Annotated in this window: 22 protein-coding genes and 1 pseudogene; all 23 read left to right on the top strand. The window is 49.9% G+C overall.

The window, feature by feature from the left end:
• The first annotated feature begins 78 nt into the window (after positions 1 to 78).
• The 23 genes and pseudogenes from C173_RS03165 to glnA all read left to right on the top strand — a co-directional run bounded on the left by C173_RS03165 (position 79) and on the right by glnA (position 26,737).
• Entirely contained in the window at positions 79 to 906 is an 828-nt protein-coding gene (locus C173_RS03165; protein ID WP_155991216.1) for a hypothetical protein, read from the top strand.
• 60 nt (positions 907 to 966) lie between these two features.
• On the top strand, positions 967 to 1,764 hold the full coding sequence (locus tag C173_RS03160) for a stalk domain-containing protein (RefSeq protein ID WP_036722395.1): 798 nt from the start codon (positions 967 to 969) through the stop codon (positions 1,762 to 1,764).
• A gap of 315 nt (positions 1,765 to 2,079) precedes the next feature.
• Positions 2,080 to 2,238 (top strand): annotated as a pseudogene (locus C173_RS34815) (dehypoxanthine futalosine cyclase); the annotation flags it as partial.
• Between the two features lie 607 nt (positions 2,239 to 2,845).
• On the top strand, positions 2,846 to 3,253 hold the full coding sequence (locus C173_RS03155; protein ID WP_036722394.1) for a DUF6979 family protein: 408 nt from the start codon (positions 2,846 to 2,848) through the stop codon (positions 3,251 to 3,253).
• The gene (locus tag C173_RS34120) at positions 3,250 to 3,402 is read left to right on the top strand and encodes a hypothetical protein (protein ID WP_155991213.1); all 153 of its coding nucleotides are present in this window, start codon (positions 3,250 to 3,252) and stop codon (positions 3,400 to 3,402) included. Before C173_RS03155 ends, C173_RS34120 begins: the two co-directional genes overlap by 4 nt.
• 265 nt (positions 3,403 to 3,667) lie before the next feature.
• Entirely contained in the window at positions 3,668 to 8,056 is a 4,389-nt protein-coding gene (locus tag C173_RS03150; RefSeq protein ID WP_036722391.1) for a bifunctional 2',3'-cyclic-nucleotide 2'-phosphodiesterase/3'-nucleotidase, read from the top strand.
• Positions 8,057 to 8,205: 149 nt separating this feature from the next.
• The gene (locus tag C173_RS03145) at positions 8,206 to 9,048 is read left to right on the top strand and encodes an SPFH domain-containing protein (protein ID WP_036722389.1); all 843 of its coding nucleotides are present in this window, start codon (positions 8,206 to 8,208) and stop codon (positions 9,046 to 9,048) included.
• Positions 9,049 to 9,061: 13 nt separating this feature from the next.
• Positions 9,062 to 9,235, top strand: a complete 174-nt coding sequence (locus C173_RS33480) for a toxin-antitoxin system HicB family antitoxin (RefSeq protein WP_036722388.1) — start codon at positions 9,062 to 9,064, stop codon at positions 9,233 to 9,235.
• Positions 9,236 to 9,691: 456 nt separating this feature from the next.
• Positions 9,692 to 11,629, top strand: coding sequence for a threonine--tRNA ligase (thrS, locus tag C173_RS03135; RefSeq protein ID WP_036722386.1), 1,938 nt, complete (start codon positions 9,692 to 9,694; stop codon positions 11,627 to 11,629).
• 171 nt (positions 11,630 to 11,800) lie between these two features.
• The gene (locus tag C173_RS03130; RefSeq protein ID WP_442792613.1) at positions 11,801 to 12,502 is read left to right on the top strand and encodes a 3D domain-containing protein; all 702 of its coding nucleotides are present in this window, start codon (positions 11,801 to 11,803) and stop codon (positions 12,500 to 12,502) included.
• Positions 12,503 to 12,636: 134 nt separating this feature from the next.
• Complete coding sequence (locus tag C173_RS34590) at positions 12,637 to 12,783, top strand: hypothetical protein (RefSeq protein WP_200869501.1); 147 nt, start codon at positions 12,637 to 12,639, stop codon at positions 12,781 to 12,783.
• Positions 12,784 to 13,020: 237 nt separating this feature from the next.
• Positions 13,021 to 14,100, top strand: coding sequence for a cell wall-active antibiotics response protein LiaF (liaF, locus tag C173_RS03125; protein WP_036722384.1), 1,080 nt, complete (start codon positions 13,021 to 13,023; stop codon positions 14,098 to 14,100).
• Complete coding sequence (locus C173_RS03120) at positions 14,101 to 15,165, top strand: sensor histidine kinase (RefSeq protein ID WP_051477783.1); 1,065 nt, start codon at positions 14,101 to 14,103, stop codon at positions 15,163 to 15,165. It begins immediately after the preceding gene.
• A gap of 64 nt (positions 15,166 to 15,229) precedes the next feature.
• Positions 15,230 to 15,883, top strand: a complete 654-nt coding sequence (locus tag C173_RS03115; RefSeq protein ID WP_036722382.1) for a response regulator — start codon at positions 15,230 to 15,232, stop codon at positions 15,881 to 15,883.
• Positions 15,884 to 16,150: 267 nt separating this feature from the next.
• A complete protein-coding gene (locus C173_RS03110; protein WP_081750981.1) occupies positions 16,151 to 17,146 on the top strand; it encodes an ROK family protein in 996 nt (331 codons plus the stop codon).
• Positions 17,147 to 17,301: 155 nt separating this feature from the next.
• Positions 17,302 to 18,513, top strand: coding sequence for an MFS transporter (locus tag C173_RS03105; protein WP_036722378.1), 1,212 nt, complete (start codon positions 17,302 to 17,304; stop codon positions 18,511 to 18,513).
• Positions 18,514 to 18,776: 263 nt separating this feature from the next.
• Positions 18,777 to 20,438 (top strand): S1C family serine protease, encoded by a 1,662-nt coding sequence (locus tag C173_RS03100; protein ID WP_036722377.1) that lies wholly within the window; start codon positions 18,777 to 18,779, stop codon positions 20,436 to 20,438.
• Between the two features lie 130 nt (positions 20,439 to 20,568).
• Entirely contained in the window at positions 20,569 to 21,255 is a 687-nt protein-coding gene (locus tag C173_RS03095; RefSeq protein WP_036722376.1) for a response regulator transcription factor, read from the top strand.
• A gap of 1 nt (position 21,256) precedes the next feature.
• A complete protein-coding gene (locus tag C173_RS03090) occupies positions 21,257 to 22,708 on the top strand; it encodes a sensor histidine kinase (RefSeq protein ID WP_036722375.1) in 1,452 nt (483 codons plus the stop codon).
• Between the two features lie 57 nt (positions 22,709 to 22,765).
• Positions 22,766 to 23,722 carry a 4-hydroxy-3-methylbut-2-enyl diphosphate reductase gene (locus C173_RS03085; protein ID WP_036722368.1) on the top strand — a complete coding sequence of 319 codons (957 nt, stop codon included), beginning with the start codon at positions 22,766 to 22,768 and terminating at the stop codon, positions 23,720 to 23,722.
• A gap of 262 nt (positions 23,723 to 23,984) precedes the next feature.
• The gene (gene aroF, locus C173_RS03080; protein WP_036722366.1) at positions 23,985 to 25,031 is read left to right on the top strand and encodes a 3-deoxy-7-phosphoheptulonate synthase; all 1,047 of its coding nucleotides are present in this window, start codon (positions 23,985 to 23,987) and stop codon (positions 25,029 to 25,031) included.
• Between the two features lie 13 nt (positions 25,032 to 25,044).
• On the top strand, positions 25,045 to 25,323 hold the full coding sequence (locus C173_RS03075) for a hypothetical protein (RefSeq protein ID WP_036722364.1): 279 nt from the start codon (positions 25,045 to 25,047) through the stop codon (positions 25,321 to 25,323).
• Positions 25,313 to 26,737 (top strand): type I glutamate--ammonia ligase, encoded by a 1,425-nt coding sequence (gene glnA, locus C173_RS03070; protein ID WP_036722362.1) that lies wholly within the window; start codon positions 25,313 to 25,315, stop codon positions 26,735 to 26,737. Before C173_RS03075 ends, glnA begins: the two co-directional genes overlap by 11 nt.
• Positions 26,738 to 26,838 lie beyond the last annotated feature (101 nt).

The following is a 26,838-nucleotide window of genomic DNA, read 5'->3' as shown; positions in this document are numbered from 1 at the left end:
TTATAATTACATATCTAAATGGTATTATTGGATGTGAGAGCCTTAGAAGGCTCCATCAAAATACTAATGGGGGACAATATGAAGAAGATACTATTACCAATTTTGTTAATTATGCAAATATTACTCGCTTGCAGTAACAATGACAATAACAATATTGCCATCAAAAGCAAGAGTGTAGAAAGACCATTGGAGATTGAGCAGGTAACGTGGGAAGCATCTATACAATTGGCTATAAGTGCTAATGAATATAAGGGGGGAATAAGCGAAATAGACATAATTGGGTTGAAAACCACTGCGGAATCTCTAAAAGGATTTGTTAAACAAACTGATGCAGAGCAAAAACTTATCAACGCTGTCGATCAAATGGTCAATGGTAAATATCAATCAATTATGGGCAGTGGTAAAGAGATTCAAAATAAAGGTGTGAAGGATTTTGAAGTTGGCAGAGAAAATGTTGTCAGTATTGTAGGAGAAGATGCTTTAAATCCAGGCAACCTTAGGAAAGATTTTATTAAAGATTTAGGAAAAGAATTAAAGGACCCTAAGAAGATTTCATACATAGATGATTACATGAAGGAGAATAGACTCAAGGCAAGAGACGTACAATTTGACATGGAGAACAATTTGGACAAAAACTTTGTTGTTGAGGGAACAGCGACTCTTGATGACTATTATAATTATGGTTTTGGTAATGAAATTGAAGATATCTACTTCTGTGCAAGGGTGGTCCCAGATGATGGATCAGATAGCTGGTACTTGTATTTCGAAAGAAGGAGCTTCAAGGACTTATTCGAAGCTTTAAAGTCTGGAAGTATCTACGTGTCTGCAACATCGGAAATTCCAAGTTATAAGTATGTAAAAGGTCAAGGTAACATGGCTCAAGTTCGAGAGGTTGAATTTAAATAATTTAATGCATCAACACGTAAAGGCACTGATAAATTGAAAATAATTATTAGAGGTGAAAGCATGAAAAAGTTTATTAGCGGATTTTTATGTGGTGCTGTACTCTTTGGGGTAACTTCTGCTTATGGTGCAGAAGCGTATCAAAAGGTTCAAAGTTTACTTAGAAATGATGTGAAGGTATATTCAGGTGGAGCGAAAGTTGTCTTGTCTAAACCTGCGTTGTCTTATAACGGAAGTATTTATTTATCTGTGAGAGACGTTTCAAATATTATGAATAAAGATGTATTGTGGCGACCAACCAATCAGAGTGTAGAGATATTTGATAAAAAAACCACACAAGTAAATGTCTCGCAACCTAAAGATGAAATGAAAGTGACAGTGAAACCTTTGAAAGAATTAACGCAAGTATTTAGAATTGACAATGAGGTATACAAGTTTGGATCTGATGCTTCTATAGTATATGAGGATAATAACGGTTTGTTTTATGTGGATTCTGTGAGTGCGATTAGTACCATAGTAAGGCTATTGGCTATAGCGTATGATAATTATGCTTTAAATACCAGTGATAATCCGTTTGTTAAAGGTGAGATAGAAGCTGACATGCGAAGTGTAGATAATTATTTCAAAATGGAATCAAATTATGTGAGTATTAACACCAACTATAGGACTTACACGTTGTATAACTCAGACAAGAGTAAGCAATATGTAATATCGGATAACCCTAATGATCTTCAAGGGATAGTAACAATTGAGGGTAAAAAATTAGTTCCATTAGCTTCAGTGTTTTCGACATTAGGTGTCGATTTGCAGATGGAGAAAGATAACACAAACCACTTATTGGTATTTTCATTTCAAAAATAATATTTCTAATCTGAGGGCTATGGAACCACTCCATGGCTCTTTTGTTTTGAAGTGAGGTAGGTTGTTTATCATATAGGGAAATAACGCCCCACTTTAATTGAGTGTGTAACAACATGGATAAAAATGAATGCTTTATATCGGCTCATTAACTCAGCCTGGATAAATTATACTCATTGATGTACAATAACCTCAAACAAGCTTGTAGTTGCTACACTTGACGGTATTTACCCTACCTCAAAATCATTATTTTACCGCTAAAGCCTTTTAAAATAAGGTTTTTTTGCTCGGAGGCATAAACAATCACATGCCTCAGTCTCGGCGGGCGCGACCTACAAGGTCAACATTGAGTCGATCACCCAGCTCATCCGCGAAGCTGGCAAGATTCCGGCGCAGCGCAACACGCGTTATGACATTCTGCGCACATTCGAGGACGCGAGTGCGAAGATTGATAATGATTTTATTATGCAGAACTAAGTGAATGTATAGGGTGCATTTGGCATAATAGGGTAAATACATCAAGGGTAAAATAGCGGGTATGTGCTACACATTATGTAGTATTTACCCGCTATTTTCACATGAAATGAGAAAAGGCAACCCATTTAAGGGGCTGCCGTTTTTTGCAATTACTATTGTTTCTACCAAGTAATCCAACCGCTGGTTCGTTGATATTTGCGTAGAAGATCGTATTGTTCACTACGCATTAAACATTTCATTTGTGTTCTGTATTTTTGATAATCATATTTTCTAGCTGATTTACATTCTTTGTTGAAATGAACACTTTTGACTCCTTTGCGATGATCCTTTAGCTTTTCTGTCCTAGGGTCTTTGTACTTTTTTATGTACTTCCAATAATCCTGATTCTGGTTGTCCCACGACTGAATTTTTGCCTGCTTAAACAACTTCATCCCCGTCGCGTCGGGTTAGATTATAGCTATGTCAGCCATTACCACGACACAACTAATAGAAGAAGACCTTTGGATTAAACATGTGCTCACCTCATTTTAGAAGTTATCCTTATTTTATCATAATTATTACTATTCATAGTACATTCAGGAGTGCGTATGAGAGAGGGGAAATCATAATGGGCAAGTACGGTTTGGCGGCTGTAGAGGCAGTATCTTTAATAATGGACAAACCTGATTGTACACCTTTAAAAGGATGGAATCAGTCTACGAGTGAGATTTACGGAGAAAACACGAATTCTCAGCGTAAAGGTTGCCCGAAAAATGCTTTTCTTGGTTTATGTGAGGCTGGGTTAATCACGGGTATCTCCAAAGGAAATTATGCTTATAAATCGCATAGTTTAAACAAAATGTATGCGCTTGAAGCAGTAAGGTTATTAAGGAAGAATTCAGTGTTAGCCAATGATAAAAACAGATTATGGAAAGAGGTAATGAAAGGTCAGGGGAAATCCCATAATTCGCAGATGGATGTTGTACTAGCTTTATGGAACAAGGGACTTATTGTACAAGAGGAACGTCAAGAATGAATAAAACCCTATTCATATTATTTGTTGTGGTCCTTAGTTTGTTAGCTGCAAATCATCCAAAGAGTTTTTCTCCAACTGATGATGATGATTACACAGACACAGACATCATTGATACTTTTATTTATAAATCTGAAAGCAGTGATAATTAAATTAAAACAGACTATAACACTCTAAGCCAATTCAAGAACGGTTCTGCCCATTGGAATCTTCTTGAATTGGCTTTTTTTGCGGTTTTGTTCACCGGATTGTGGTTTTCTATCGTTATATTTTACAAAAAACGCTGAAATAATGTGAGATTTTACACAACAATTCATAAGAGTTAATGGAATTTGATAGATTCATAGGGAAGGCTATGATACAATTTTTCGGACAGTGGTAGAATAATATAGCAATCACAGGGAGGAAGTTAGATTTATGGGAGAGAGAAGATGGAACAAGCCGATAGCTTCTTTATTGGCTACCACAGTTCTGGCAGCACAGATGCTGGGCGGAGTATTCAATGTTCCTGTGCTGGCGGCAGGAAAGGCGGAGGCTTCTCCGGTGATTAATCCGGGAACCATTAATTTACGCTTGATGAGCACGACTGATGTTCATACGAACGTATATGGATGGGACTATTTCAAGGGTGCCGCCTCCGCGACTGTAGGTCTGGACCGTACTTCAACCTTAGTAAAGGCTGCACGCAATGACGCAGAGGGGAAATACAACCTTTTGCTGGATAATGGCGATTTAATTCAAGGAACACCGCTGGGAACGTATATGGCCCAAGTGTCTGATTTCAGGACTAGCGAAGACCAGATTCATCCGATCATCGCAGCTATGAACCTCATGGGTTATGATGCAGCAACCTTCGGCAATCATGAGTTCAATTATGGTTTGGATTATCTGGACCGGACAGTTAAAGGCAATGTAAGCAGCGCAACTTATAAGGAGTCTACGGGAGCGAAGTTCCCTTATGTGAATGCAAATATTTATAATGTGTCCGATAATAATAATACATTTGAACCTTATAAAATCATCGATAAAGAGGTAAAGGACAGCAACGGCAACACCGTTACCATTAGAGTCGGCCTCCTGGGTCTGGTTACTCCGCAAATCATGGAGTGGGACAAGGTAAACCTGGAGAAAAACGTTATTGCCAAAGATATTGTGGAAACGGCGAAGAAGTTTGTTCCTGAAATGAAGACGGCTGGTGCGGACGTTATCGTCGCCATGACTCATTCCGGGTTCGACGCTGCTGCTGCAGAAGGAACTGGAGCAGAGAATGTTATTAACCTGCTGAGCAAGGTACCTGGCATCGATGCCATTACCTTCTCGCATACCCACAAGGTATTCCCGACGAACGGGGATGACAGCAAGCTGGATGCTTCCTTCAAAGATCCATCCACCAAGCTCCCTTACAATAATGATGTAGCCAAGGTAGACAACCTCAACGGCCATATTAATGGCACTCCGGCAGTACAAGCGGGCTATGGCGGAGGTTACCTGGGCCTTATCGATCTGAAAATCGCCCAGAACAGCAGCGGCAAATGGGCAGTAGACAAAGCAGCTTCCAAGGCTTCTACGCGCTCTATTGCTGGCGCTGCCGTTGACACCGCTATCGATGATCTTGCCGGAGCGGCACATCAAGCTACGATTGATTACGTGAATCAGCCGCTTGGTGTAACTTCTGCGCCGATGAACAGCTATTTTGCTATGGTACAGGATGATCCGACAGTCCAGCTCGTAACCTATGCCCAGCAGCAGTATGTATCTAACTTAATTCATACGAACGAGAATCTGGCCGGCTACAGAAACTTGCCGATCCTGAGCGTTGGTGCACCGTTCAAGGCTGGACGCAACGGCCCTGAAGAGTATACAGATATCAAGAAGGGCGACCTTACAATAGCCAGTGCAAGCGATCTGTATCTGTATGACAATACGCTTAAGGCGATTGTAGTGAAAGGTTCGACCGTCAAAGAATGGGTAGAGATGAGTGCAGGAGCGTTCAACCGCATCAAGCCGTCCATCTCTACACCGCAATCTCTGTTAAATTCAGCATTTGCTGTGTACAATTTCGATGTGATTGACGGCATCCAATATACGCTTGATGTCACCCGCAATGCCAAGTACAAGCCTGATGGAAGCATCAACGATAAATCCTCCAGCCGGGTAACCTCCATCACCTATGGCGATAAGCCACTGGTCATGGATCAGGACTTCGTGGTCGTTACCAACAACTACCGTGCAAGCGGCGGGGGTAACTTCCCAGGTGTCAAAGAAGCGAAAATGATTATTGATTCCCAAATGGAGAACCGCCAGGTGCTGATGGATTACATCAAGGAAGCGGGGACCGTTGATCCTACCGCAGACAACAACTGGTCGATTGCTCCTATCGAAGGGAATGTCACTGTAACGTTCCCGTCTTCACCTAGAGCAGCAGCGGTCGCTCCTGCCAACATTACGGCTACAGGTACTACAGATGTAAGAGGCTTTGAGATCTACAACCTTAACTTGAAAAAAGCTCCTCCAACCCCAACGGGAGATGTTGAAGTCCATCTGCTGGGCATTAATGACTTCCACGGCCAACTGGACACTACCTCGGTGGTGAATGGTGAAGCTGTAGGCACAGCGGCTACACTTGCTGCTTATTTGAAGGAAGCCCGTGCCAAATATGAGCATTCGCTGCTGTTCCACAACGGCGACTCTGTGGGCGCATCCGCTCCGGTATCTTCGCTGGAACGGGACAAGCCTACGATGGAATGGATGAACCTCATGAAGTTCGACGTCGGCACCCTGGGGAACCATGAGTTTGACCAAGGTGTTGAGGCGATGAAGGCTCAAATCTATGGCGGCAAGGACCCTAAGAACGAGAAGGTCGACCATAATGGCGCAGATTTCGATTATATCAATGCCAACGCAGTAGACAGCACCACCGGCAAACCTATTATCACCCCTTATGTTGTAAAAGAAGTTGGCGGCGTGAAAATCGGCTTCATCGGAGTTGTGACCAAAGCAACGCCAAGCAAAGTATCGCCAGCCGGTACAGCTGGTGTGAAATTCCTGAGTGCCGAGGAAGAGGTCGCGGCGATTGAGAAATATGCGGCCGAGCTGAATGCTCAAGGCGTCAAGACGATCGTGGTGCTTGCCCATGATCCGGCAACAACCAAGGTTGATCCGGTTACCAAAAAGAATGTATCCACCGGTGAAGCTGTAGATCTGGCTAATGCGCTTCCTGCCAATTCCCCGGTTGATGTGATCGTAGCCGGAGACAATCATGGCTATGCCAATGATACGGTGAACGGTAAGCTGATCGTTCAGGCTTACTCTTACGGAACGGCTTTTGAAGACATCAAGCTGGTGATTGACGGAGCTACAGGTACAGTGAAGAGTAAAACAGCTACTGTAACGAACACAGTTCAGAGTAAAATCGCACCGGATGCCGAAACTAAGGCATTGGTAGACTACTATCTGAATCTTCACCCTGAGCTGACTCAGCCCGTAGGAACTACTGACGGTACAATAACCCGTACCGATGCCTACACTAAGGAATCAGCATTGGGTAATCTGATTGCAGATGCAATGCGCAGCGCTGATTTCGAAGACGGTTCTACGGTTCCTGCTGATTTCGCCTTCATGAACCCGGGCGGTATCCGTGCGGATCTTCCGAAAGGTAATGTAGCGTTCGGAGATCTGGCGAAGATTCAGCCATTCGGCAACACACTTGTGAAGCTGACGCTGACTGGCCAGCAGATCAAGACTCTGCTGCAGCAGCAATGGGCGGTTAAGGCTGACGGCACCGCAGACACGAAGACCCTGCAAATCTCAGGTCTGAAATATACAGCCAACATGTATCTGCCGGTTGCAGAGCGTGTGGCTAACCTGACCAAGACAGACGGAACACCTATTGAAATGTCGAAGAGCTACACGGCTGTAGTCAATAATTTCATGGCTGCGGGCGGCGATAATTACAAGGTATTGACTGAGGCGAGCGCCTCGCTGGCCGGACCGATTGACCTGAATGTATTCTATGAATATATCGTCAAAACATTCAACGGCGGTGCGATCACTGCTGCCATTGAAGGCCGGATCACTAATGTGGAGAAAGACCCTGGAACAGCTACTCCAAGTCCTAGCTCTAATCCTGGTACTGGATATAACCCTGGACCGGTTGTAACAGCAACGCCTAAGCCGACAGCTGCGCCATCGGCTACGCCGGCAGCTTCTGCTACACCAGCTCCTGTGGCTACACCGGCACCTACAGCAACTCCTGTTGTAGCCTTCAAGGATCTGGGCAAGGTAGCCTGGGCCGCAGATGCCATTAATGCATTGGCAGCCAAAGGCATTATCAAAGGAATGGATGGCACAAACTTTGCACCAATGAAAAGTGTAACCCGCGCAGAATTCGTAACCATGCTGGTTCGTTCACTTGATTTGAGCAATTCGGCTTCACCTGCGAAATTCAGCGATGTGAAGCAGGGAGTCTGGTACTCCGATACGATTGCTGCGGCTGTGAATGCAGGTCTGGTCAAAGGCTCAGGCAACGGTAAGTTCGAGCCGGGCCGTGAGATTACCCGTGAGGAAATGGCGATTATGATCGCGAATGCCCTTAAGAGTCAGCTGCAGCCGGTAGACGCTGCAACGTTGAACAAATTCACGGATAAGGCCAAGATTGCTCCTTACGCCCAGCAGGCAGTGGCACAGCTGACTCAGATTGGTATCGTCAACGGAGTGGATGCCAAGCAGTTCGCACCGAAGAGTATGGCTAACCGTGCCCAGGCTGCGGTCATTATCTTCCGTATGCTGGAGAACAAAGCTTCATAATTTAAAGTTTCATCATCATGTGATCATGAAATGATAATCAATTAGAGGAAGGCCCGTGCTGAAATAGCGCGGGCCTTTTTTTGATTTACAATTGTATCCAAAAATGATATCATAATCATATCAAATACATATCTAATGGAGGCGGCTTTATGAAAGAGAAAATTTTGCATCCGGTCAGCGGTTTTTGGGTCATTGCTCTGATTGCCATTTGTATCGGCGGCGGGATTTATGGTGCGGTTCAGGAATATGTGGCATTGCCTGTTATCCTGTTCGTAGCGGCGTTCATTTTGAGCACCAGTATATCCGTGGTTCAGCCTAACAAGTCGGTGGTAGTGACTTTTTTCGGCCAATATGTGGGCACTATTGCAGCAAGCGGACTGTTCGCGGTCATTCCGTTCAGCATCCGTAAGACGGTATCTCTCCGGGTCCGCAACTTCAACAGCGTGAAGCTGAAGGTCAATGATGTGGAAGGTAATCCGATTGAGATTGCTGCGGTGATTGTGTTCAAGGTCATTAATTCCGCCAAAGCGCTGTTCGATGTAGATAAATATATGGCATTTGTGGAAATTCAGAGTGAGACAGCACTGCGTCATGTGGCGAGTAAGTACCCTTACGATAACTTCAATGAGACCGGCATGTCCCTGCGGGCCAATGCCGATGAAATTGCCAAAGAGCTTGCCGTAGAGCTGCAGGAACGCTTGTCCCTTTCAGGTGTAGAGGTCATTGAAGCCAGGCTGACCCACTTGGCTTACTCTACCGAGATTGCCAGCACGATGCTGCAGCGCCAGCAGGCTTCGGCCATTCTGTCCGCCCGCCAGATCATTGTGGAGGGGGCTGTCAGTATGGTCGATATGGCGATCCGTCAGCTTAAGGAGAGCGGTGTAGTTGAACTGGATGAAGAGCGCAAGGCAGCAATGATCAATAATCTGATGGTCGCGATTGTGTCTGAGCGCGGCGCGAGCCCGGTAATCAATGCCGGCTCGTTGTACTAAAGGCGGTAATATTATGGCGGCCAAAAAAAGCTTTCCGCTGCGGATCGATCCCGAGCTGCACGAAGCGCTGGAACGCTGGGCGGGAGAAGAGTTTCGCAGCGTAAACGGACATATCGAATATTTGCTGCGTGAGTCTTTGAAGCGTGCAGGCCGCTTGCCGGTTAAAAAACGCCGGGAAGAAGAATAATCTGCCCGGGGCGGCGGCCCTTCTGGCCTGAGGACAAGCGGCCGTTTTGCGCTTGACGGAAGATAAGCTGAGATTTATAATTGCCTTAATTCATGTTATCAGCGTTGACGAAGATATGAACCACTTGCTTTGGACCGTTTCAGAGAGAGGAAGCCTCAGGCTGCAACTTCCTCCGGTACCGGCTGTCGGTTTACCCCTTTGTAGCTGCGGTTATGAACTCCTGACGGCTTCCGTACTCCGGAACCTTAACGGATAGTAAGAACCGCCGGTTCATGGCCGTTATCCCCATGCTAACGAAGGATTATATTCTGCAGTGAAGCATAAGCAGCTGCTGCAAGGATAGATCGAATTTGGGTGGAATCACGGGTGCAATCACTCGTCCCTTTGCGGGACGGGTGTTTTTTGTGTGAAGAGTTCAAGGAAGTATAGCCCAACAAACCTTAGGAGGAAGTAATCATGTCAGTAAATATTAAGCTTCCGGACGGATCGGTCCGGGAATACGCAGACGGCAGCAGCATTGATGATGTAGCCGCCTCTATCAGCAGCGGACTGCGCAAGAACGCCGCAGCAGGCAAGCTCAACGGGATTGTCGTAGACCTGTCAACACCGCTGCAGGAAGGCGATCTGGTAGAGATCGTAACTCTTGATTCGCCGGAAGGTCTTGAAGTGATGCGCCACAGTACAGCCCACTTGATGGCGCAGGCGGTAAGACGCCTGTTCGGCACCAAGGAAGTGAAGCTTGGAGTCGGTCCTGTGATCGAAGACGGCTTCTATTATGATATGGACCTGGAGCATCCGCTCAATCCCGAGGATCTGCTGAAGATTGAGAAGGAAATGGACCGCATCGTCTCGGAGAATCTGCCGATTGTCCGGCATGAGGTCAGCCGGGGGGAAGCACTGGAGCGCTTCGGCGAGCTGGGTGATCCTTACAAGCTGGAGCTGATTGAAGCTCTGCCGGAAGACAGTGTCATCACGATCTATGAGCAGGGCGAATTCTTCGACCTCTGCCGTGGCCCGCATTTGCCGTCTACGGCCAAGATCAAGGTATTCAAGCTGATGAATGTGGCCGGGGCTTACTGGCGCGGGGACAGCAAGAATAAGATGCTGCAGCGTGTCTACGGCACAGCCTGGATCAAAAAGGCACAGCTGGATGAGCATCTGCGCCTGCTGGAGGAAGCGAAGAAGCGCGACCACCGGAAGCTGGGCAAGGAGCTGGAGATTTTCACCTTCAACCAGTTAGTTGGACAAGGCCTGCCGATCTGGCTGCCTAAGGGCGCGAAGCTGCGCAGTATTCTGGAGCGTTATATTGTCGATCTGGAAGCAAGCCTCGGATACCAGCATGTCTACACTCCTGTACTGGGGAACGTAGAGCTGTACAAGACTTCCGGGCACTGGGAGCACTATCAGGAAGATATGTTCCCTAAGATGACTATCGATAATGAAGAGTTCGTGCTGCGCCCGATGAACTGCCCGCACCATATGATGATCTACAAGAGCTCGATGCACAGCTACCGCGATCTGCCGATCCGTATTGCCGAGCTTGGAATTCAGCACCGTTATGAAATGTCAGGAGCCTTGACAGGTCTGCACCGTGTGCGTTCCATGACGCTGAATGACTCACATATCTTCTGCCGTCTGGATCAGATCAAGGGCGAGTTCATCCGCGTGCTGGAATTGATTAAGCAGGTATACAGCGACTTCGGGATTGAAGATTACCGGTTCCGCCTGTCCTATCGTGATCCTAAGGATACTGAGAAATATTATGCCAACGACGAGATGTGGGAGACTGCACAGCGTATGCTGCGTGAGGTAGTCGAAGAAGCCGGCCTGCCGTTCTACGAAGCCGAAGGCGAAGCAGCCTTCTATGGTCCGAAGCTAGATGTGCAGATTAAGACTGTACTCGGTAAAGAAGAGACACTCTCGACCGTACAGATTGACTTCCTGCTGCCGGAACGCTTTGAGCTGGAATATGTCGGCGACGACGGCCAGAAGCACCGTCCGGTTGTCCTGCACCGCGGGATTCTGGGAACGATGGAACGGTTCGTAGCCTTCCTGCTGGAGAACTTTGCCGGTTCACTGCCGCTCTGGCTGTCTCCACAGCAGGTGAAGATTATTCCTGTATCGTCAGCCTTCGACGAATATGCGAAGGAAGTGGAAGCGAAGCTGCTGCGCAGCGGCATCCGTGCGGAAGTGGATTTACGCAATGAGAAGATGGGCTACAAGATCCGTGAAGCTCAGCTTGAGAAGCTGCCGTACATGTTCGTGGTCGGCGAGAACGAGATGAATGTGGGCAGTGTAGCGATCCGTAAACGCGGTGAAGGGGATATCGGTGCCCAACCTCTGCAGGAAGCGATTGATTCACTTGCACAGGAAATTGCCGGACGTGTAATTTAATTCAGTCTGATTACTGAACCTCTGTTATAAGCCTCGTGAGACCGCTATGGCGCGGTGTCATGTATAAAGTTTTGTGAATCGGGAAACCCTCGTACTATGGGGAGGGTTTAACTAATGAACAAAATGGGCTTATACCAGAGGTTTTGGTGTCTTTTCGTCACGATCGTCCTTATGCTGACCGCTGCCGGGATCTTCCCGGATTACGCGCGCAAGTCAGCCCAGGCGAGAGGGATGGAGGACACTGCAGCGCAGCATGGAAGCAGCATACAGAAGCAGTCACCCGTTGATCGTCAGCAGGCAGGCTCAGCATCCCGTCTTGGAGGCTCTTCAAGAGCCGTACAGCCGGATGCTGCAGACAAAGCTGCTAAGCCAGAGGTACAGGCAGCTAAGCCTAAGAATGCTGTCAAAGCACCCGGCTCGGTACCGGTAGCCGCTCCGGCTCCAGAGCAGATTATCACCTCGCTGAAAGTAATGGCGACCGGCTATACAGCCGGATACGAATCCACCGGCAAGACCGCTAAGCATCCGGAGTACGGGATTACGTATTCAGGAGTGAAGGTACGGCGGGACAAGAATGCGGTATCCACGATTGCAGCGGACCCGAAGGTGCTGCCGCTGGGAAGTATTTTATATATACCGGGTTATGGATATGGAATTGTGGCCGATACCGGATCGGCAATCAAAGGGCGCAAGATCGATCTCTACTTCAGCACCACCAAGCAGGTCTACAAGGAATGGGGCAAGAAGTCGGTTGTGGTTCAAGTGATCAAACGCGGCGACGGCAAATGCACGGAAAGTATGCTGAAGAGCCTTGGCCATGCCATACAGACTTATAATGCAGTTCCGCAATATTTGCTGGAAGAAGCTATTTAACGGATGCTTTCGCTGGACAATCCGGGAGTTTGAATTTATTTTCACGTGAGCATGCATAATACAGCGGGCTGCTTCCCATAATATCGACTGGGGCAAATACTTGCTTCTTCCGATACAATAGGGAGGTGATTCTCGTGGCTAATTCCAAGAAACCAAAGGTACAAGAAAACTTCAAAACACCAAATGAAAAATACAATGCAGAGTTCGCTGTTGAAAATGACGGTGCAACTAAGCAAAGCAGCTCTTCTATGACCAAACCGGCTCAGAAACCGCAGCAGTAATGCTGGGTTCCCGGTAAGCTCCTGAAGCAACAAGCTGTCCTGCCATGTCCGGATTACGGGCTGGAGGGCAGCTTTTTTATGCGTTTATAATTTAACTTATTATTCCAGCTATCTCGGTCTGGAGACTGAGATGCGGTTCCTTCTTACGCCGCTGTTCTCCGCCGCATTCTTCCTGTAGACTAAGGCTATAAGTGTTTACTAAGGAAGAGTTGTATTTACGACAAGGAGGATGACATTATGAAACGAAGGTTCACCAGCCAGGTACTCGGAGGCCTGCTCCTCATCGGTCTTGGAGGAATGTTTCTGCTCCGGCAGATGGGCTATACGGATTTCAGTCTGGGTTCACTGATCTCCACCTATTGGCCGGTTATTCTGATCGTGATGGGCGTACAACGGTTTTTGGCCCCGGATGAGGAGCGTTCAAGATTCTCTGCAACACTCGGCGGATTTATATATCTGGCGATCGGTGTATTTTTCCTGGGACGGAATTTAGACTGGTTCTACTATTCGGCAAGCGACTTCTTCAAAATGCTGATTCCGGTCATGCTGATCGGCGGCGGATTATCCGTCATCTTCAGACCGCGGCCGGGTACTCCGCCAATACCTCCGGCACCGCCTTCACCGTCCGGCTACTACCCGCCTGGACCCGGTAAGAGTCCGCTGGATACAGCGCCGCCCGCTCCGCTCGAATCTACGCTCGATCAGCAGTTCGAGCAGAAATTCGGCAAGCCGGCAGGCAGCGTGGACCGGAACTGGAATGATTATCTGCATAAGAATGAGGAAGACGTAGACGGTAACCCGCTGCATGCCTCGGCAGATACCCGCTGGCAGGAGAAGCAGGAGCGTCAGGAGCGCAGACGCCAGGAGCGTCAGGAACGGCATGCCCGCCGTCATGGCGAATGGCATGAGGAGTTCCAGGATTCCGGGAATGATAAGGATGCGACGAACCGTTCAGCTTTTATCGGCGATGTGCATATGGGCAAGGAGCATTTTCAACTGAAGCGGACCAACATTTCGCAGTTCATCGGGGATACGGTGCTGGATCTGACCAATGCGCAGATTCCTTACGGCGAGACCAAGATTAATATCTCTGCTTTTGTCGGCGACATTAAGGTATACATTCCGGACGATATGGATCTGGGTGTGGCTGTGACCGGCAGCTCGTTCATCGGTGATATGCAGGTGCTTGAGCAGTCGCGCAGCGGGTTCATGAGCAATGTGCAGTGCAAGACGCCGTATTACAAGGAATCGGGCAAAAAGGTCCGTATCAACGTTAGCTGCTTCATCGGTGACGTTAAAGTTAAAACGGTGGGTTAAATGGGGATCTTCAGTAATACCAAGTGGATGCTGCTGGTGTATTTCCTGCTTAGCGGCGGGGTGACAGCGGGACTGATGTATGCGGGGACATGCCTGGGCTATATTCAGGTGGTGGATACCCGGATGTGGATCTACCTGTGTCTGGGCATTGTACTGTTCACAGTTATCATCGGCTACATCGCCGGTCAGCGGATTCAGCGGCGGATCGATCATCTGGATCTGAATATGCTGCAGGTTGCTAAGGGCAATATGTCGGTGAGGATGCCGGAGAGCGAGGACCAGTCTTTCGCACGTGTCTACCATGAGTTCAACATCATGATGGATACGGTCGAGAAGAAGATGAAGCGGCTTCAGCAGCTCGGAGAACAGGAAGTTATTGAGAAGGAAAAGGCAGCGGAGAGTGCGGTACTGGAAGAGCGCAGGCGTATGGCCCGGGATCTGCATGATACGGTGAGCCAGCAGCTGTTCGCTATTCACATGTCCGCCTCCTCGCTGCCTAAAGTGCTTGAACGCAGCGCTGAGCACGGGCAGACGGTGATGGATCAGCTGATAAGCATGTCCCAGATGGCGCAGAAGCAGATGAGGGCGCTGATCGCACAGCTGCGTCCGGTGGAGCTGGAGGGGCGCAATCTGTTCGAGGCACTGGAGAAGTGGTTCCCGGATTACTGCCGCCAGAACGGGCTCAAAGGGGTGAAGGAGCTCGAGCTTCAGGGTGAGCTGTCCGAAGCGATCGAGCATCAGCTGTTCCTGATTATTCAGGAGTCGATGGCGAATATCGTGAAGCATGCTGGCGCAAGGGTGGTTAGTCTGTCCCTGCGGGAGGTGCCGCGCCAAGTGGTGCTGAGTATCAGCGATGACGGGCAGGGCTTCGAGCATGTGCAGCACAAGCAAGGCTCCTACGGGCTCACGACTATGCGTGAGCGTGCCGAGAAGCTCGGCGGTCAGGTGGAGATTATCAGCCGCAGGGGAGCGGGAACGACGATCCGCGTACATATTCCAAAGTTTGTCCAAGGCCGCGCGGAGACCGCTGCTGACGGGATTGAGGCCGATTCTGAAGAGGCTTGATGGGCTCGGCGGTGATGAAGCCGGGGCTGAATCATGCTTTACACAATGTTAGGGGGAGTACAGAATGAGTCTCGTAAAAGTACTGCTTGTAGATGATCACGATATGGTAAGAATGGGCCTCAAAACCTATCTGATGCTGGACCCGATGTTTGAAGTGATCGGAGAAGCAGCCAACGGTCATGAAGCGCTGGCGATGCTGCGCGAGCTGGGACAGGAGTCGCTGCCGGATCTGGTGCTGATGGATCTGATGATGCCGGTGATGAACGGGGCTGAGACCACCCGCGCGGTCCTGGCCGAATTCCCCGGGCTCAAGATCGTCATCCTTACCAGCTTCCTGGAGGACGATCTGGTGGTCGATGCGATTGAAGCCGGGGCTGTCAGCTATGTGCTGAAGACCGTCTCGGCAGAAGAGCTGATCTACGCGCTGCAAGGCGCCTATCGCGGCATGCCGGTGATGACCGGCGATGTGTCGCAGGCACTGACCCGCGGCATCCGCCAGCGCACGGTCCAGGGCGACACCTCCGGCTTGACCGAGCGGGAGAAGGAAGTGCTGCTGCTGATCGCCGAGGGCAAGACGAATAAGGATATCGGCGAGGAGCTGCATATCAGCATCAAGACCGTGAAGACCCATGTCAGCAACCTGCTGATGAAATGCGAGCTGGATGACCGCACCCAGCTGGCGATCTACGCCCACCGCAAGGGCTGGGCGCAGGGGTAGCAGCTTCGGGTTTTTTGACTAAATCTAATGATCTATATAGATTGAACTAAAAATTTAAGTTAAAGGAAAAGTGGCGGAGGGGAATTTTGGAACTGGAGGAGCGGTAGCGACCGCCTTTGTCTACGGATTTCAACCGTTAAAAAAGGTATAAAATCATGAAATCTGTAGACAACAGCGGCCGGAAGTCCAAAACTTCTCTGGAGTCACGGCTAATTCCAAAACATAAAAACATTAGTTCAATTTATATAGTGAACCGATAAGGAGGCTATCCGAATAGCAAACGCCAATCTGATGAAGGAAATTAACCTGAATAATGTACGTCAGGTGATGAAACGTATGGAGACGGCTACAAAACCCCAGCTAGCTGCACTGACCAAGCTAAGCGTAGTAACTGTGAACTCATTAGTTAAGGAGCTGTCCGAGTTAGGGGAGTTGTTTGAAGACTTGGTGGTGCCTTCCAACGGGGGCAGACCCGCACAGACCTATCGCTTTAATTACGATTTCAGTCTCGCGTTGGTGATGTACGTGACAGAAAAAGCGGGAAAAGTATTGATCTCCGCCACAGTTATCAATTTGAAGGACGATATTCTGATGAAGGATGAGCATATCATCCCGGTTTTCGAAAGAGATTTTTGCTATACAATTATTGAACATGCCCTGAACCGGTATCCTTCCATCAAGGTCATTGGCATAGGTATTCCGGGACAGGCGGTAAACGGTGAAATTAAGGTTAGCAGTCTCCGGGAGCTGACGGGCACCCGGTTAATTGAAGAGATTGAGTCCCGGTTTGGTCTGCCTATCCTGGTGGAGAATGATGTGAATGCCGCGATCAGCGGATATTGCATGAAGCATAGCGAAGGCGAAGAGCAATATTTACTGGGTCTCTACTTTCCGAACGGTTACCCGCCGGGTATGGGGATATACCTGCACGGCAGCCTCCTAAAAGGAAATCAGGGGATGTCAGGAGAGGTAAAGTTCCTTCCCGATATGCCTGAATGGAGCCTGGAGATCCCCCGGGACACATTCATAGCTGCAACCTGCAGGATCTTACAGACGGTGAATGCTGTGCTGGCCCCGGATAGAATTGTCATCTATCAGGACAGAGTGGAGGATGCCGTCTGGACATCGGCCTGGACAGCCTATCAGCTTCAGCACCCCATGCCTGTTTATCCGGAAGTCATCTTACAGCATACCTTTCAGGAAGATTTCGAGCACGGTCTGCGCAGGCTGACCCTGAAGGAGTTAGAGCCGCAGCCCGTTTAGACCTAACGTACTAAGAACCCTTGTTAACTACAGGGGTTTTTTTGTTGTTTTTGGAATCATTCAATCCGCTCCTTGACAAAAAATAAGAGAGAGAACATACTTAGTATATATACTTTATAAAGTTTATTTATTAAGTGGTTTTAGGAGGAGAATCTTTGTCTACGTATTTTTTGATTATTATTTATCTGGCTTTTATTAGTCTGGGACTTCCCGATTCTTTACTTGGCTCTGCGTGGCCTGTGATCTGGCCAGAGATGGGTTCATCGCTGGGATCGGCGGGAATCATCTCGATGATTATTGCCGGAGGGACCATCGTGTCGAGTCTGTTCAGCAACACAATCGTGAAGCGCCTGGGGACAGGACGAATTACCTTTGTCAGTTGCCTCTTAACCGCCGCCTCATTGTTCGGATTCTCCGTGTCTCCATCCGTATTGTGGTTCATTGTAATGGCCGTTCCGCTAGGTCTTGGGGCAGGTGCAGTGGACGCGGCACTGAATCATTATGTGGCTGAACATTACAAGGCTCATCATATGAGCTGGCTGCACTGCTTCTGGGGCGTAGGCGCGACCCTGGGACCCATGATTATGGCAGTCAATCTCGTACACGCCCAGTCCTGGAGAGGGGGGTATGCGGTTGTGGCCATCATTCAGTTCGGATTCGCAATGCTTCTGTTAGTGACACTTCCGCTATGGAAAAAGGTTGCTGCCACGCGCGAGCCTCAGCTTCCCGCAGCGCTTAGCGGCAATCTTCCAGATGAAGCAGCTGTAAACCTTAAGCCGCAGGCGAACACCATCCGCTTGCAGGGCGTTAAGCCTACTCTGTTGACGTTCTTGTTGTACTGCGGGATAGAAGCAATGGTCGGACTGTGGGGCGCCAGTTATCTGGTGGGCGCAAGGGGAGTTGCGCCAGATACGGCAGCGGCCTGGATCTCCGTATACTATGCGGGCATTACAGTTGGCAGGCTGATTACCGGCTTCATCACATTAAAAGTCCATAACCGCCTGCTTATCCGTTACGGTCAATTGGTGACCATTATAGGCGGAGCTATTCTTGTAATCCCGCTCCATCCGGCCCTCTCGCTTGCAGGCCTGATATTGATCGGTCTTGGCCTCGCACCGATATATCCGGGTCTCCTGCATGAGACGCCGGCCCGGTTCGGCAAGGAGAATGCAGCCCGCTTAATCGGGTATCAGATGGCGGTAGCCTATACGGGGACAACGTTAATTCCGCCGTTATTCGGACTTTTATCCGTGCGCACCAGCATTGCTGTATTCCCCTTTGCTGTACTTACGTTACTGATCTTCATGTTCTGCAGTGCAGAGCGGGTGAACCGGCTGCTGGGCCAATCCATTTTAGGGAGGGAATAAACGGATGGCTTATATTCTTATATGCGCAATCCTCTGGCTGGCCGCCTACTTTCATATGGCAGCATTCAAAGAACCTATGGAGGTGAAGCCTATCCGTAGTGTAGAAGATCTGTTTGATTAATCAACGATCCATCATCGTCTTGGTATCTTTTATCTCCGCTTAAATTGTTTTTAATGTGACCTTAAGGTTTACAGTACAAAATAAGGACATCAAAACAAATAACACTTTGCCTGACACGGCAAGGCGCGGGAGGAAAGTAAACATGGACGATAACAAAAACAACTTCAATCGTGAGAACAACTACAATCGTGATCATGAACCGGGACCGGATCGTGAATGGGACAATAATCATAATGATACTGATAACAGCACTAATTCATCCGCAGAAGGCGGCTCCTACTACTATTCTTATGGACCTTTCAAATCGTTGAACAATGATGAGATGAACGGCAATGACCCGCAGCATTATAACCGCCGCGATCCCGAGCGGGTAGAGGTTACACCGCCACAGCCGGTGAAGTCCTTACCGTATAACACATCGCTTCGCACTACCGGCAATGACGGGAACGGCGGACGCGGCGGCAATCCTCCTGAGGGGGGCAACGGCTGGCAGTACAACCGTAAGCCGAAGAAGCCGGTGAAGGCGGTACTGGTATCTTTTCTCGCCGGAATGGTGGTTTTATCAGGCTCCATGTTCATGGCAGACCGGGGGAACTGGTTCACCGGAGGCCAGGAGGCAACCACGGTTGCAACGAATCCGGCAGGGAAGACGGCTAGCGGCAATGCCAACATTACACCTTCCACTTCCGCAGCGGCGCTGGTTACCGGGTCAGGAGATGTATCCGGCGTAGTTGAAGGGGTAGGGCCGGCAGTCGTCAAAATTGAGACACTGGTGAAATCAAATAACTCGCGGAATAGAAGCAGCAGCCCGAATATGAGTGATCCGTTCTCACAGTTCTTCTTCGGGGATCAATTCGGCGGAGGAGGTTCCGGCTCGAATAATTCGGAATCCCAGCAGGGCTCGAATAATTCTTCTCCGCAGCTTACACCTTACGGTATTGGTACAGGCTTCATCTATGATTCGAACGGTTATATACTGACCAACCAGCACGTGGTAGATGGTGCCGATGTCATTCAGGTTACCGTAGACGGCACCTCCAAGACTTATGAAGCGAAGCTGCTGGGCTCCAGCAAGGATCTCGATCTCGCCGTACTGAAGATTGAAGGCTCGGACTTCCCGTCTGTGGCGCTTGGCGATTCCGACAGCATCAAGGTAGGCTCTGAGGTTGTGGCGATCGGTAACCCGCAGGGCTTCGACCATACAGTGACAACCGGGGTGCTCAGTGCCAGAGGCCGCAGTATTGATATTGCCGAAGAAGACGGTAGTGGTACAAAAACCTACAAAAATCTGCTGCAAACCGACGCCTCGATCAACCCGGGGAACTCCGGCGGACCGCTGCTCAACATGAATGGCCAGGTCATCGGTATGAACGTTGCAGTAAGCAGAGATGCCCAAGGGATCGGTTTTGCGATTCCGGTAAATACCATTAAAGGCGTGGTAGATAAGCTTGAAGCCAATCAGGAAATTCCTAAGGAACCGGTGCCGTTCATTGGGGCTACTCTGATGACGATTACCGATGAAGTTGCCAAGCAAATGGGGACAACGATTAAAGAAGGCTCTGTAGTAGCTGAAATTGTCTTTAAATCTCCTGCTTATACAGCGGATCTGCGTCCTTACGATATCATTACAGGAATTGACGGAAAGAGCTATGCTACCAGCCAGGATCTGATCACTTACATCCAGACGCTTAAGGTAGGCGATAAGGCGACTCTGAATGTGGTCCGTGACGGCAAAAAGCTGGATCTGCCGGTAACGATCGGCAACAAGAATGATTTCGAGACCACGCAGACTCAGAAGCAATAAGCACATCATGCGGTGGGCGTTAGAGCGGAAGGGGCAACCCTTCCGCTCTGTGCTGTTCGTGTACGGATGCGGAGAGACTGGTGCATCTGATACAATAGAGATATATGAATGAGACAATGGGGGCTGCCGGATGCGACCGAATATACTGATAATTGATGATGATGAGAAAATAACCTCTATGCTCCGCCGCGGGCTGGCCTTTGAGGGCTATGATGTCAAGACGGCGTCCAACGGGGCTGACGGGCTGCGTGCCGTTCTGAACAGTGACCCCGATGTGGTCATTCTGGATGTTATGATGCCCCAGGTGGACGGGTTCGAGGTATGCCGCCGTCTGCGGGAGGGCGGGAGCAGCGTTCCTGTGCTGATGCTGACGGCCAAGGATGAAATCGAGCACAGGGTGAAGGGGCTGGACCTCGGCGCGGATGACTATCTGGTGAAGCCGTTTGCGCTGGAGGAGCTGCTGGCACGGGTCCGGGCACTGCTCCGGCGCAAAAGCGAGCAGGGCGGAAGCCCGGATCAGGCGGTCACCTATGAGGATATTACGCTGGATGTGGATTCCCGGGAAGTGACCCGCGCCGGGCGGCGCCTGGAGCTGACGGCGAAGGAATTCGAGCTGCTGCATCTGTTCATGCAGAATCCGAAGCGGGTGCTCTCCCGCGATCTCATTATGGATAAGATCTGGGGCTACGATTACAGCGGGGAATCGAATGTCCTGGAGGTATATATTGCAATGCTGCGTCAGAAGACGGAGGAGCATGGCGGCAAACGACTGATTCAGACGATCCGGGGAGCCGGTTACATCCTAAGAGGTGACTAATATGTCCATACGTTTGCGGCTTACTGCCTGGTATTCGGGAATTCTGGCTGTTATGCTGCTGGTTTTGTCCGGCGTGATCTATGCGTTCGTCTATATTAATACGTACGGAGATTTGAAAAACCGGCTCCAGAATCAATCGCATCAGGTAGAGCTGAAGGCGGGCCTGAGCCCGGACGGAAACCTGCAGCCTGTGCTTGGGGGACCAGCGGGTCAGAGCCTGTTCGCCCAAATGTACATCTATGATCTGGACCGGCTGATTCTAAGCCCAAATATGACCGAAATTAAACTGAAATTCCAGGTTCCCGCCAAGGAGGACCTGCATAACCAGGAGGGATTCCTGCAGGCCAGCTATGGCGGTAACCCCTTCCTGATCTATCAGCGGGCGGTTGATGTAACGCTCAACAACAGTCTGCCTGCGCCTGCTGTCCTTCAGGTCGCCGTCTATACGGGGGAACAGGTCACGCTGCTGAACCGGCTGAAGAATATTCTGCTGGCCGGCTCCTTCGCTACCCTGCTCGCAGCCTTCACCTTCGGCCTCTTCCTGGCCCGCAAGGCGATGAGTCCGATTGGCAAGGTCATTGAAGCTGCGAATGGAATACAGACGGGAACTGACCTTAGCTCGCGGATCGTATATGACGGTCCGCAGGATGAGATCGGGCGGCTGATTGAGACGGTGAACAGTATGCTCGGGCGGATGGAGAGCTTCTATACGGGGCTGGAGGAGGCCTATGCCACGCAGCGCCGCTTCGTCTCGGATGCTTCGCATGAGCTGCGGACACCGCTTACAACCATCCGCGGGAATATTGATCTGCTGCAAAAGGTCTGGGAGATGAAGCCGGATGACAGCCGGATGTCCGAGGCGGACATCCGCCAGCTCTCGATTGAATCGGTGAAGGATATTGCTGATGAAGCTGCGCGCATGAGCCGTCTGGTAGCGGATATGCTCTCCCTGGCCCGGGCGGATACCGGCCGGACCTTCGAGATCGAGCCGGTGGCGCTGGAGCCGATGATGACTGAGGTAGCCCGCCGGGCGTCCTTCCTGACGCGTGAAGCGGAGTGGTCTGTAGGTGAGATGGGCCATCTGAACGGTAAGTATATCCTGGGGAATAAGGATTACCTGCAGCAGATGATGTTTATTTTCATTGACAATGCGTTCAAATACACTCCGGCCGGTGAGGTAACGCTGGATGCCTTGCTGTATCAGAATCAGGTGGGAATCCGCATTTCTGATACGGGAATCGGGATGGACAAAGATGAGGTGCCGCATATCTTCGACCGCTTCTACCGCGCAGATGAATCCAGAGGAATTACGGAAGGCATCGGGCTAGGACTGTCCATTGCCAAATGGATTATTGAGGAGCACGGAGGCTCTGTTGAGGTGGTCACCCGTCAGGGGGAAGGGACGACCTTTGTGATCTGGCTGCCGCTTCTCTTTGCCCCGCCGCTGGAATAGGGTATAATTGAGTGGCTCCTATTACAGCAGTCATTGACAGCAGAAAGCGGTGAATTCATGGAAGTCATCAAAATCTCTCCCCGGGGTTATTGCTATGGCGTCGTCGATGCTATGGTGATGGCACGGCAGGCTGCGCAGAATCTGGATCTGCCCCGGCCGATTTATATACTGGGCATGATTGTGCACAACAGCCATGTCACGAACTCCTTCGAGGATGACGGAATTATTACGCTGGACGGGCATAACCGTCTGGATATTCTAGATAAAATAGATAAGGGAACAGTCATCTTCACAGCCCACGGCGTATCGCCTGAAGTACGTAAGGTGGCACGCGCCAAAGGCCTGACTACGGTGGATGCTACTTGCCCGGATGTGACGAAGACGCACGACCTGATCAAGGAGAAGGTTGATGAGGGCTGCGAGATTATCTATATTGGCAAGAAAGGCCACCCGGAGCCGGAAGGTGCGGTGGGAATTGCGCCGGAGCATGTCCATCTGATCGAGAAAGAAGAGGACATTGCCGGCCTCTCTATCCCTTCCTCACGGATTGTCATTACGAACCAGACCACAATGAGCCAGTGGGATATCAAGCATATTATGCGCAAGCTGCTGGAGACCTTCCCTGGTGCCGAAGTTCATAATGAGATTTGTATGGCTACGCAAGTGCGGCAGGAGGCTGTCGCTGAGCAGGCGGGCCAGTGCGAGCTGGTTATTGTGGTCGGTGATCCGCGCAGCAATAACTCCAACCGCTTGGCGCAGGTATCAGAGGAGATCGCGGGAGTTACGGCCTATCGCATCTCGGATGTATCCGAGATGAATACAGAATGGCTGAAGGGAATCACCAAGGTAGGTGTGACTTCCGGCGCTTCTACGCCGACGCCGATCACCAAGGAAGTCATTAATTATCTGGAGCAGTATGACGAAGCGAAGCCGGAGACCTGGGAGATCAAGCGTACGGTCAATATGGCGAAGCTTCTGCCGCCGGTGAAGAATAAGACGGCCAGCACCAGCTGACAGGTCTGCATAACTATAACGATGAACTCATAGCGGATAACCGGCAGTGCGGCCTGAGAGGGCTGTGCTGCTTTCTTCGTTTTTGCCACATAGAATTCACACGGAACGGGGGAATAGTGGTTGACTGAAAGAGGAATATGCGATAAAATCACTTTAGTGCTTAAAAGCGTACACGCGTCGTAGCGAAATAGTAAATCAGACAATTAGTAGTGTGCCGGGCTATCCAACAACACTAATACGGGTCCAAAAGGGGAGCTATAATATGATCGTTATTACATCCAACCAAACACCTCAGGAACAGGTGAATGAGATTATTGCCGTGATTGAGAAGGAAGGCTTGCAGGTCCATCTCTCTGTAGGGGCTGACCATACCGTAATCGGACTGGTAGGGGGCGTTACTCCGAAGCTTGCCGAGCATCTGCGCCAGATGAAGGGCGTGGAGAATGTAGTTAAGATTACCAAATCCTATAAGCTGGCGAGCCGCGACTTCCATCCGGAGGATACGGTTATCGATATCCGCGGAGTGAAGATCGGCGGAGAGAATATGGTCGTTATGGGCGGTCCGTGTGCCGTGGAATCTCCGGAGCAGATCGATGAGATTGCCCGCCTGGTCAAGGCTTCCGGCGGCCAGGTACTGCGCGGAGGTGCCTTCAAGCCGCGTACCGGACCTTACAGCTTCCAAGGGGTTGGCGTGGAAGGGCTGACAATGATGGCGGAAGCCGGTAAACGTCACGGCCTGCTGACCATTACTGAGGTCATGACGCCGGAATACGTGGATATTTGTGCTGAGCATGCGGATATTCTGCAGGTAGGTACACGCAACATGCAGAACTTTGACCTGCTGCGCAAGCTGGGGACCTGCGGCCGTCCTGTGCTGTTGAAGCGCGGGTTCAGTGCGACCTATGATGAGCTGCTGAATGCGGCAGAATACATTCTCGCGGGGGGCAACCGGGATGTCATGCTGTGCGAGCGCGGCATCCGTACCTTCGAGACTTACACGCGTAACACGCTGGATCTGTCGGCCATTCCTGTGTTGCAGAACCTCAGCCATCTGCCTGTAATCTCTGACCCGAGCCACGGCACCGGACGCCGCGAACTGGTAGCCCCTATGGCCAAGGCCTCGGTTGCTGCAGGCGCCAACGGTCTGATCATCGAGATGCATACCGACCCCGATAACTCCATGACCGGAGACGGCGTTCAGTCTCTGTTCCCTGAGCAATTCGACAGCCTGCTGCGGGATCTGGAGAAGCTGGCACCGCTGGTGGGCCGCAAGTTCTCTCCGTCTCTGGAGGCTGCGCCTGTAGTATGATTGTCAACGAATAATGACTATTGAACAGCTCTCTTCTCCCGCTTCAGGCCGGAGGATGAGAGCTGTTTTTGCTGCATATTGGACAAAGGTGACATGGAATCCGGATGAAATTGGTATTTTCACCAAAGCGTCAGAATATCTCACATTGTCGCAAGAAATACCTGACATAAGCATTGACGATGTTAGGTATGCGATTTATAATGACGACAGCAAAAAAATAAAAACAAGAACATTTGATACGATGAGCGGCCTAATGTTCGGAATCTGGGGAGGAATTAAGCATGTCGGTTGAAAAAGTATTGCAGACGATCAAGGAAAACAATATCGAGTGGGTGGATTTCCGGTTTGTAGATTTGGGTGGACGTGCTCACCATATCTCTTTGCCAGCATCCGCAGTTGAAGAAGAAACCTTTGTAAATGGAGTAGCATTCGATGGTTCTTCCATTACAGGCTTCCGGGGGATTGAAGAGTCGGATATGGTAATGATGCCTGATCCAAGCACCACTTACATTGACCCGTTCACTGCTCACCCGACACTGAACATTATGTGCGACATTTTCACGCCTGATGGCGAACGTTATGAGCGCGACCCGCGCGGTATCGCAGTGAAGGCTGAAGAATTCCTGCAATCCAGCGGTGTAGGTACAGCAGCATTCTTCGCACCTGAATCCGAGTTCTTCATCTTCGACGATGTCCGTTACGAGAGCGGAATGAACACTTCCTCCTTCTATGTGGATTCCGAAGAAGCAGCATGGAACACAGGCCGTAAGGAAGAAGGCGGCAACATGGCATTCAAGGTTGGCGTGAAGGGTGGATACGTGCCTGTAGCTCCAGTGGATTCCCAGCAGGATATCCGCAGTGAAATGTGCCGTTTGCTTGGTGAAGCGGGCCTCGAAATTGAGCGTCACCATCACGAAGTAGCAACAGCAGGTCAGGCGGAAATCAACTTCCGTTTCGATACCTTGAAGAAAACAGCTGATAATCTCCTCACTTACAAATACATTGTGCAGAACACTGCACGCCAATACGGCAAGGTAGCCACCTTCATGCCAAAACCGCTGTTCGGCGATAACGGTAGCGGAATGCACGTTCACCAATCGATCTTCAACGGCAGCGAGCCTTTGTTCTATGAAAAAGGTGCTTATGCCAACCTGAGTGAAATGGCGCTGCACTACATCGGCGGTATCCTGTATCATGCTCCTGCATTGATCGCGCTGACGAACCCAAGCACCAACTCGTTCAAGCGTCTGGTTCCTGGCTATGAAGCACCGGTCAACCTGGTCTATTCCAAGGGGAACCGTTCCGCTGCTGTCCGTATCCCGGTAGCTGCTGTGACACCTAAGGGCTGTCGCATCGAATTCCGTACACCGGACTCTACGGCTAACCCATACCTGGCCTTCTCCGCTATGCTGATGGCTGGTCTGGACGGAATTAAGAAGAAGATCAACCCTGAAGAAATGGGCTACGGTCCGCTGGACAAGAACATCTACGAATTGTCTGATGCAGACAAAGAGAAGATCCGCAGCGTTCCGGGTACCCTGGACGAAGCTCTGGATGCACTGGAGGCTGACTTCGAATTCCTGACAGAGGGCGGCGTATTCACCAAAGACTTCATCGATAACTATATCGCCCTGAAGCGTTCCGAAGCTCAAGCCGTTGCCATCCGCGTTCATCCGCATGAATACTCCCTGTACTTCGACGTATAAGCTTATAAGATAAGCTAGTGTAAAACTAGTTGGATAGAGAAGCCCCTGGAATCTTTTGATTCCGGGGGCTTTTTTGCATGGAGGCAAGCTCCTGGCGTCGG

This window comes from Paenibacillus sp. FSL R7-277 (assembly GCF_000517965.1).
Lineage (GTDB): Bacteria > Bacillota > Bacilli > Paenibacillales > Paenibacillaceae > Paenibacillus_AQ > Paenibacillus_AQ silagei.
Note: the sequence above shows the minus strand (reverse complement) of the source record. Positions and strands in the feature narration are given on the sequence as shown.

What these genes read in the sequence shown, in the direction of transcription:
- C173_RS03165 (WP_155991216.1), top strand. Translation starts at nt 79, where the DNA reads ATGAAGAAGATACTATTACCAATTTTGTTAATTATGCAAATATTACTC.
- C173_RS03160 (WP_036722395.1), top strand. Translation starts at nt 967, where the DNA reads ATGAAAAAGTTTATTAGCGGATTTTTATGTGGTGCTGTACTCTTTGGG.
- C173_RS03155 (WP_036722394.1), top strand. Translation starts at nt 2,846, where the DNA reads ATGGGCAAGTACGGTTTGGCGGCTGTAGAGGCAGTATCTTTAATAATG.
- C173_RS34120 (WP_155991213.1), top strand. Translation starts at nt 3,250, where the DNA reads ATGAATAAAACCCTATTCATATTATTTGTTGTGGTCCTTAGTTTGTTA.
- C173_RS03150 (WP_036722391.1), top strand. Translation starts at nt 3,668, where the DNA reads ATGGGAGAGAGAAGATGGAACAAGCCGATAGCTTCTTTATTGGCTACC.
- C173_RS03145 (WP_036722389.1), top strand. Translation starts at nt 8,206, where the DNA reads ATGAAAGAGAAAATTTTGCATCCGGTCAGCGGTTTTTGGGTCATTGCT.
- C173_RS33480 (WP_036722388.1), top strand. Translation starts at nt 9,062, where the DNA reads ATGGCGGCCAAAAAAAGCTTTCCGCTGCGGATCGATCCCGAGCTGCAC.
- thrS (WP_036722386.1), top strand. Translation starts at nt 9,692, where the DNA reads ATGTCAGTAAATATTAAGCTTCCGGACGGATCGGTCCGGGAATACGCA.
- C173_RS03130 (WP_442792613.1), top strand. Translation starts at nt 11,801, where the DNA reads ATGCTGACCGCTGCCGGGATCTTCCCGGATTACGCGCGCAAGTCAGCC.
- liaF (WP_036722384.1), top strand. Translation starts at nt 13,021, where the DNA reads ATGAAACGAAGGTTCACCAGCCAGGTACTCGGAGGCCTGCTCCTCATC.
- C173_RS03120 (WP_051477783.1), top strand. Translation starts at nt 14,101, where the DNA reads ATGGGGATCTTCAGTAATACCAAGTGGATGCTGCTGGTGTATTTCCTG.
- C173_RS03115 (WP_036722382.1), top strand. Translation starts at nt 15,230, where the DNA reads ATGAGTCTCGTAAAAGTACTGCTTGTAGATGATCACGATATGGTAAGA.
- C173_RS03100 (WP_036722377.1), top strand. Translation starts at nt 18,777, where the DNA reads ATGGACGATAACAAAAACAACTTCAATCGTGAGAACAACTACAATCGT.
- C173_RS03095 (WP_036722376.1), top strand. Translation starts at nt 20,569, where the DNA reads ATGCGACCGAATATACTGATAATTGATGATGATGAGAAAATAACCTCT.
- C173_RS03090 (WP_036722375.1), top strand. Translation starts at nt 21,257, where the DNA reads ATGTCCATACGTTTGCGGCTTACTGCCTGGTATTCGGGAATTCTGGCT.
- C173_RS03085 (WP_036722368.1), top strand. Translation starts at nt 22,766, where the DNA reads ATGGAAGTCATCAAAATCTCTCCCCGGGGTTATTGCTATGGCGTCGTC.
- aroF (WP_036722366.1), top strand. Translation starts at nt 23,985, where the DNA reads ATGATCGTTATTACATCCAACCAAACACCTCAGGAACAGGTGAATGAG.
- C173_RS03075 (WP_036722364.1), top strand. Translation starts at nt 25,045, where the DNA reads ATGACTATTGAACAGCTCTCTTCTCCCGCTTCAGGCCGGAGGATGAGA.
- glnA (WP_036722362.1), top strand. Translation starts at nt 25,313, where the DNA reads ATGTCGGTTGAAAAAGTATTGCAGACGATCAAGGAAAACAATATCGAG.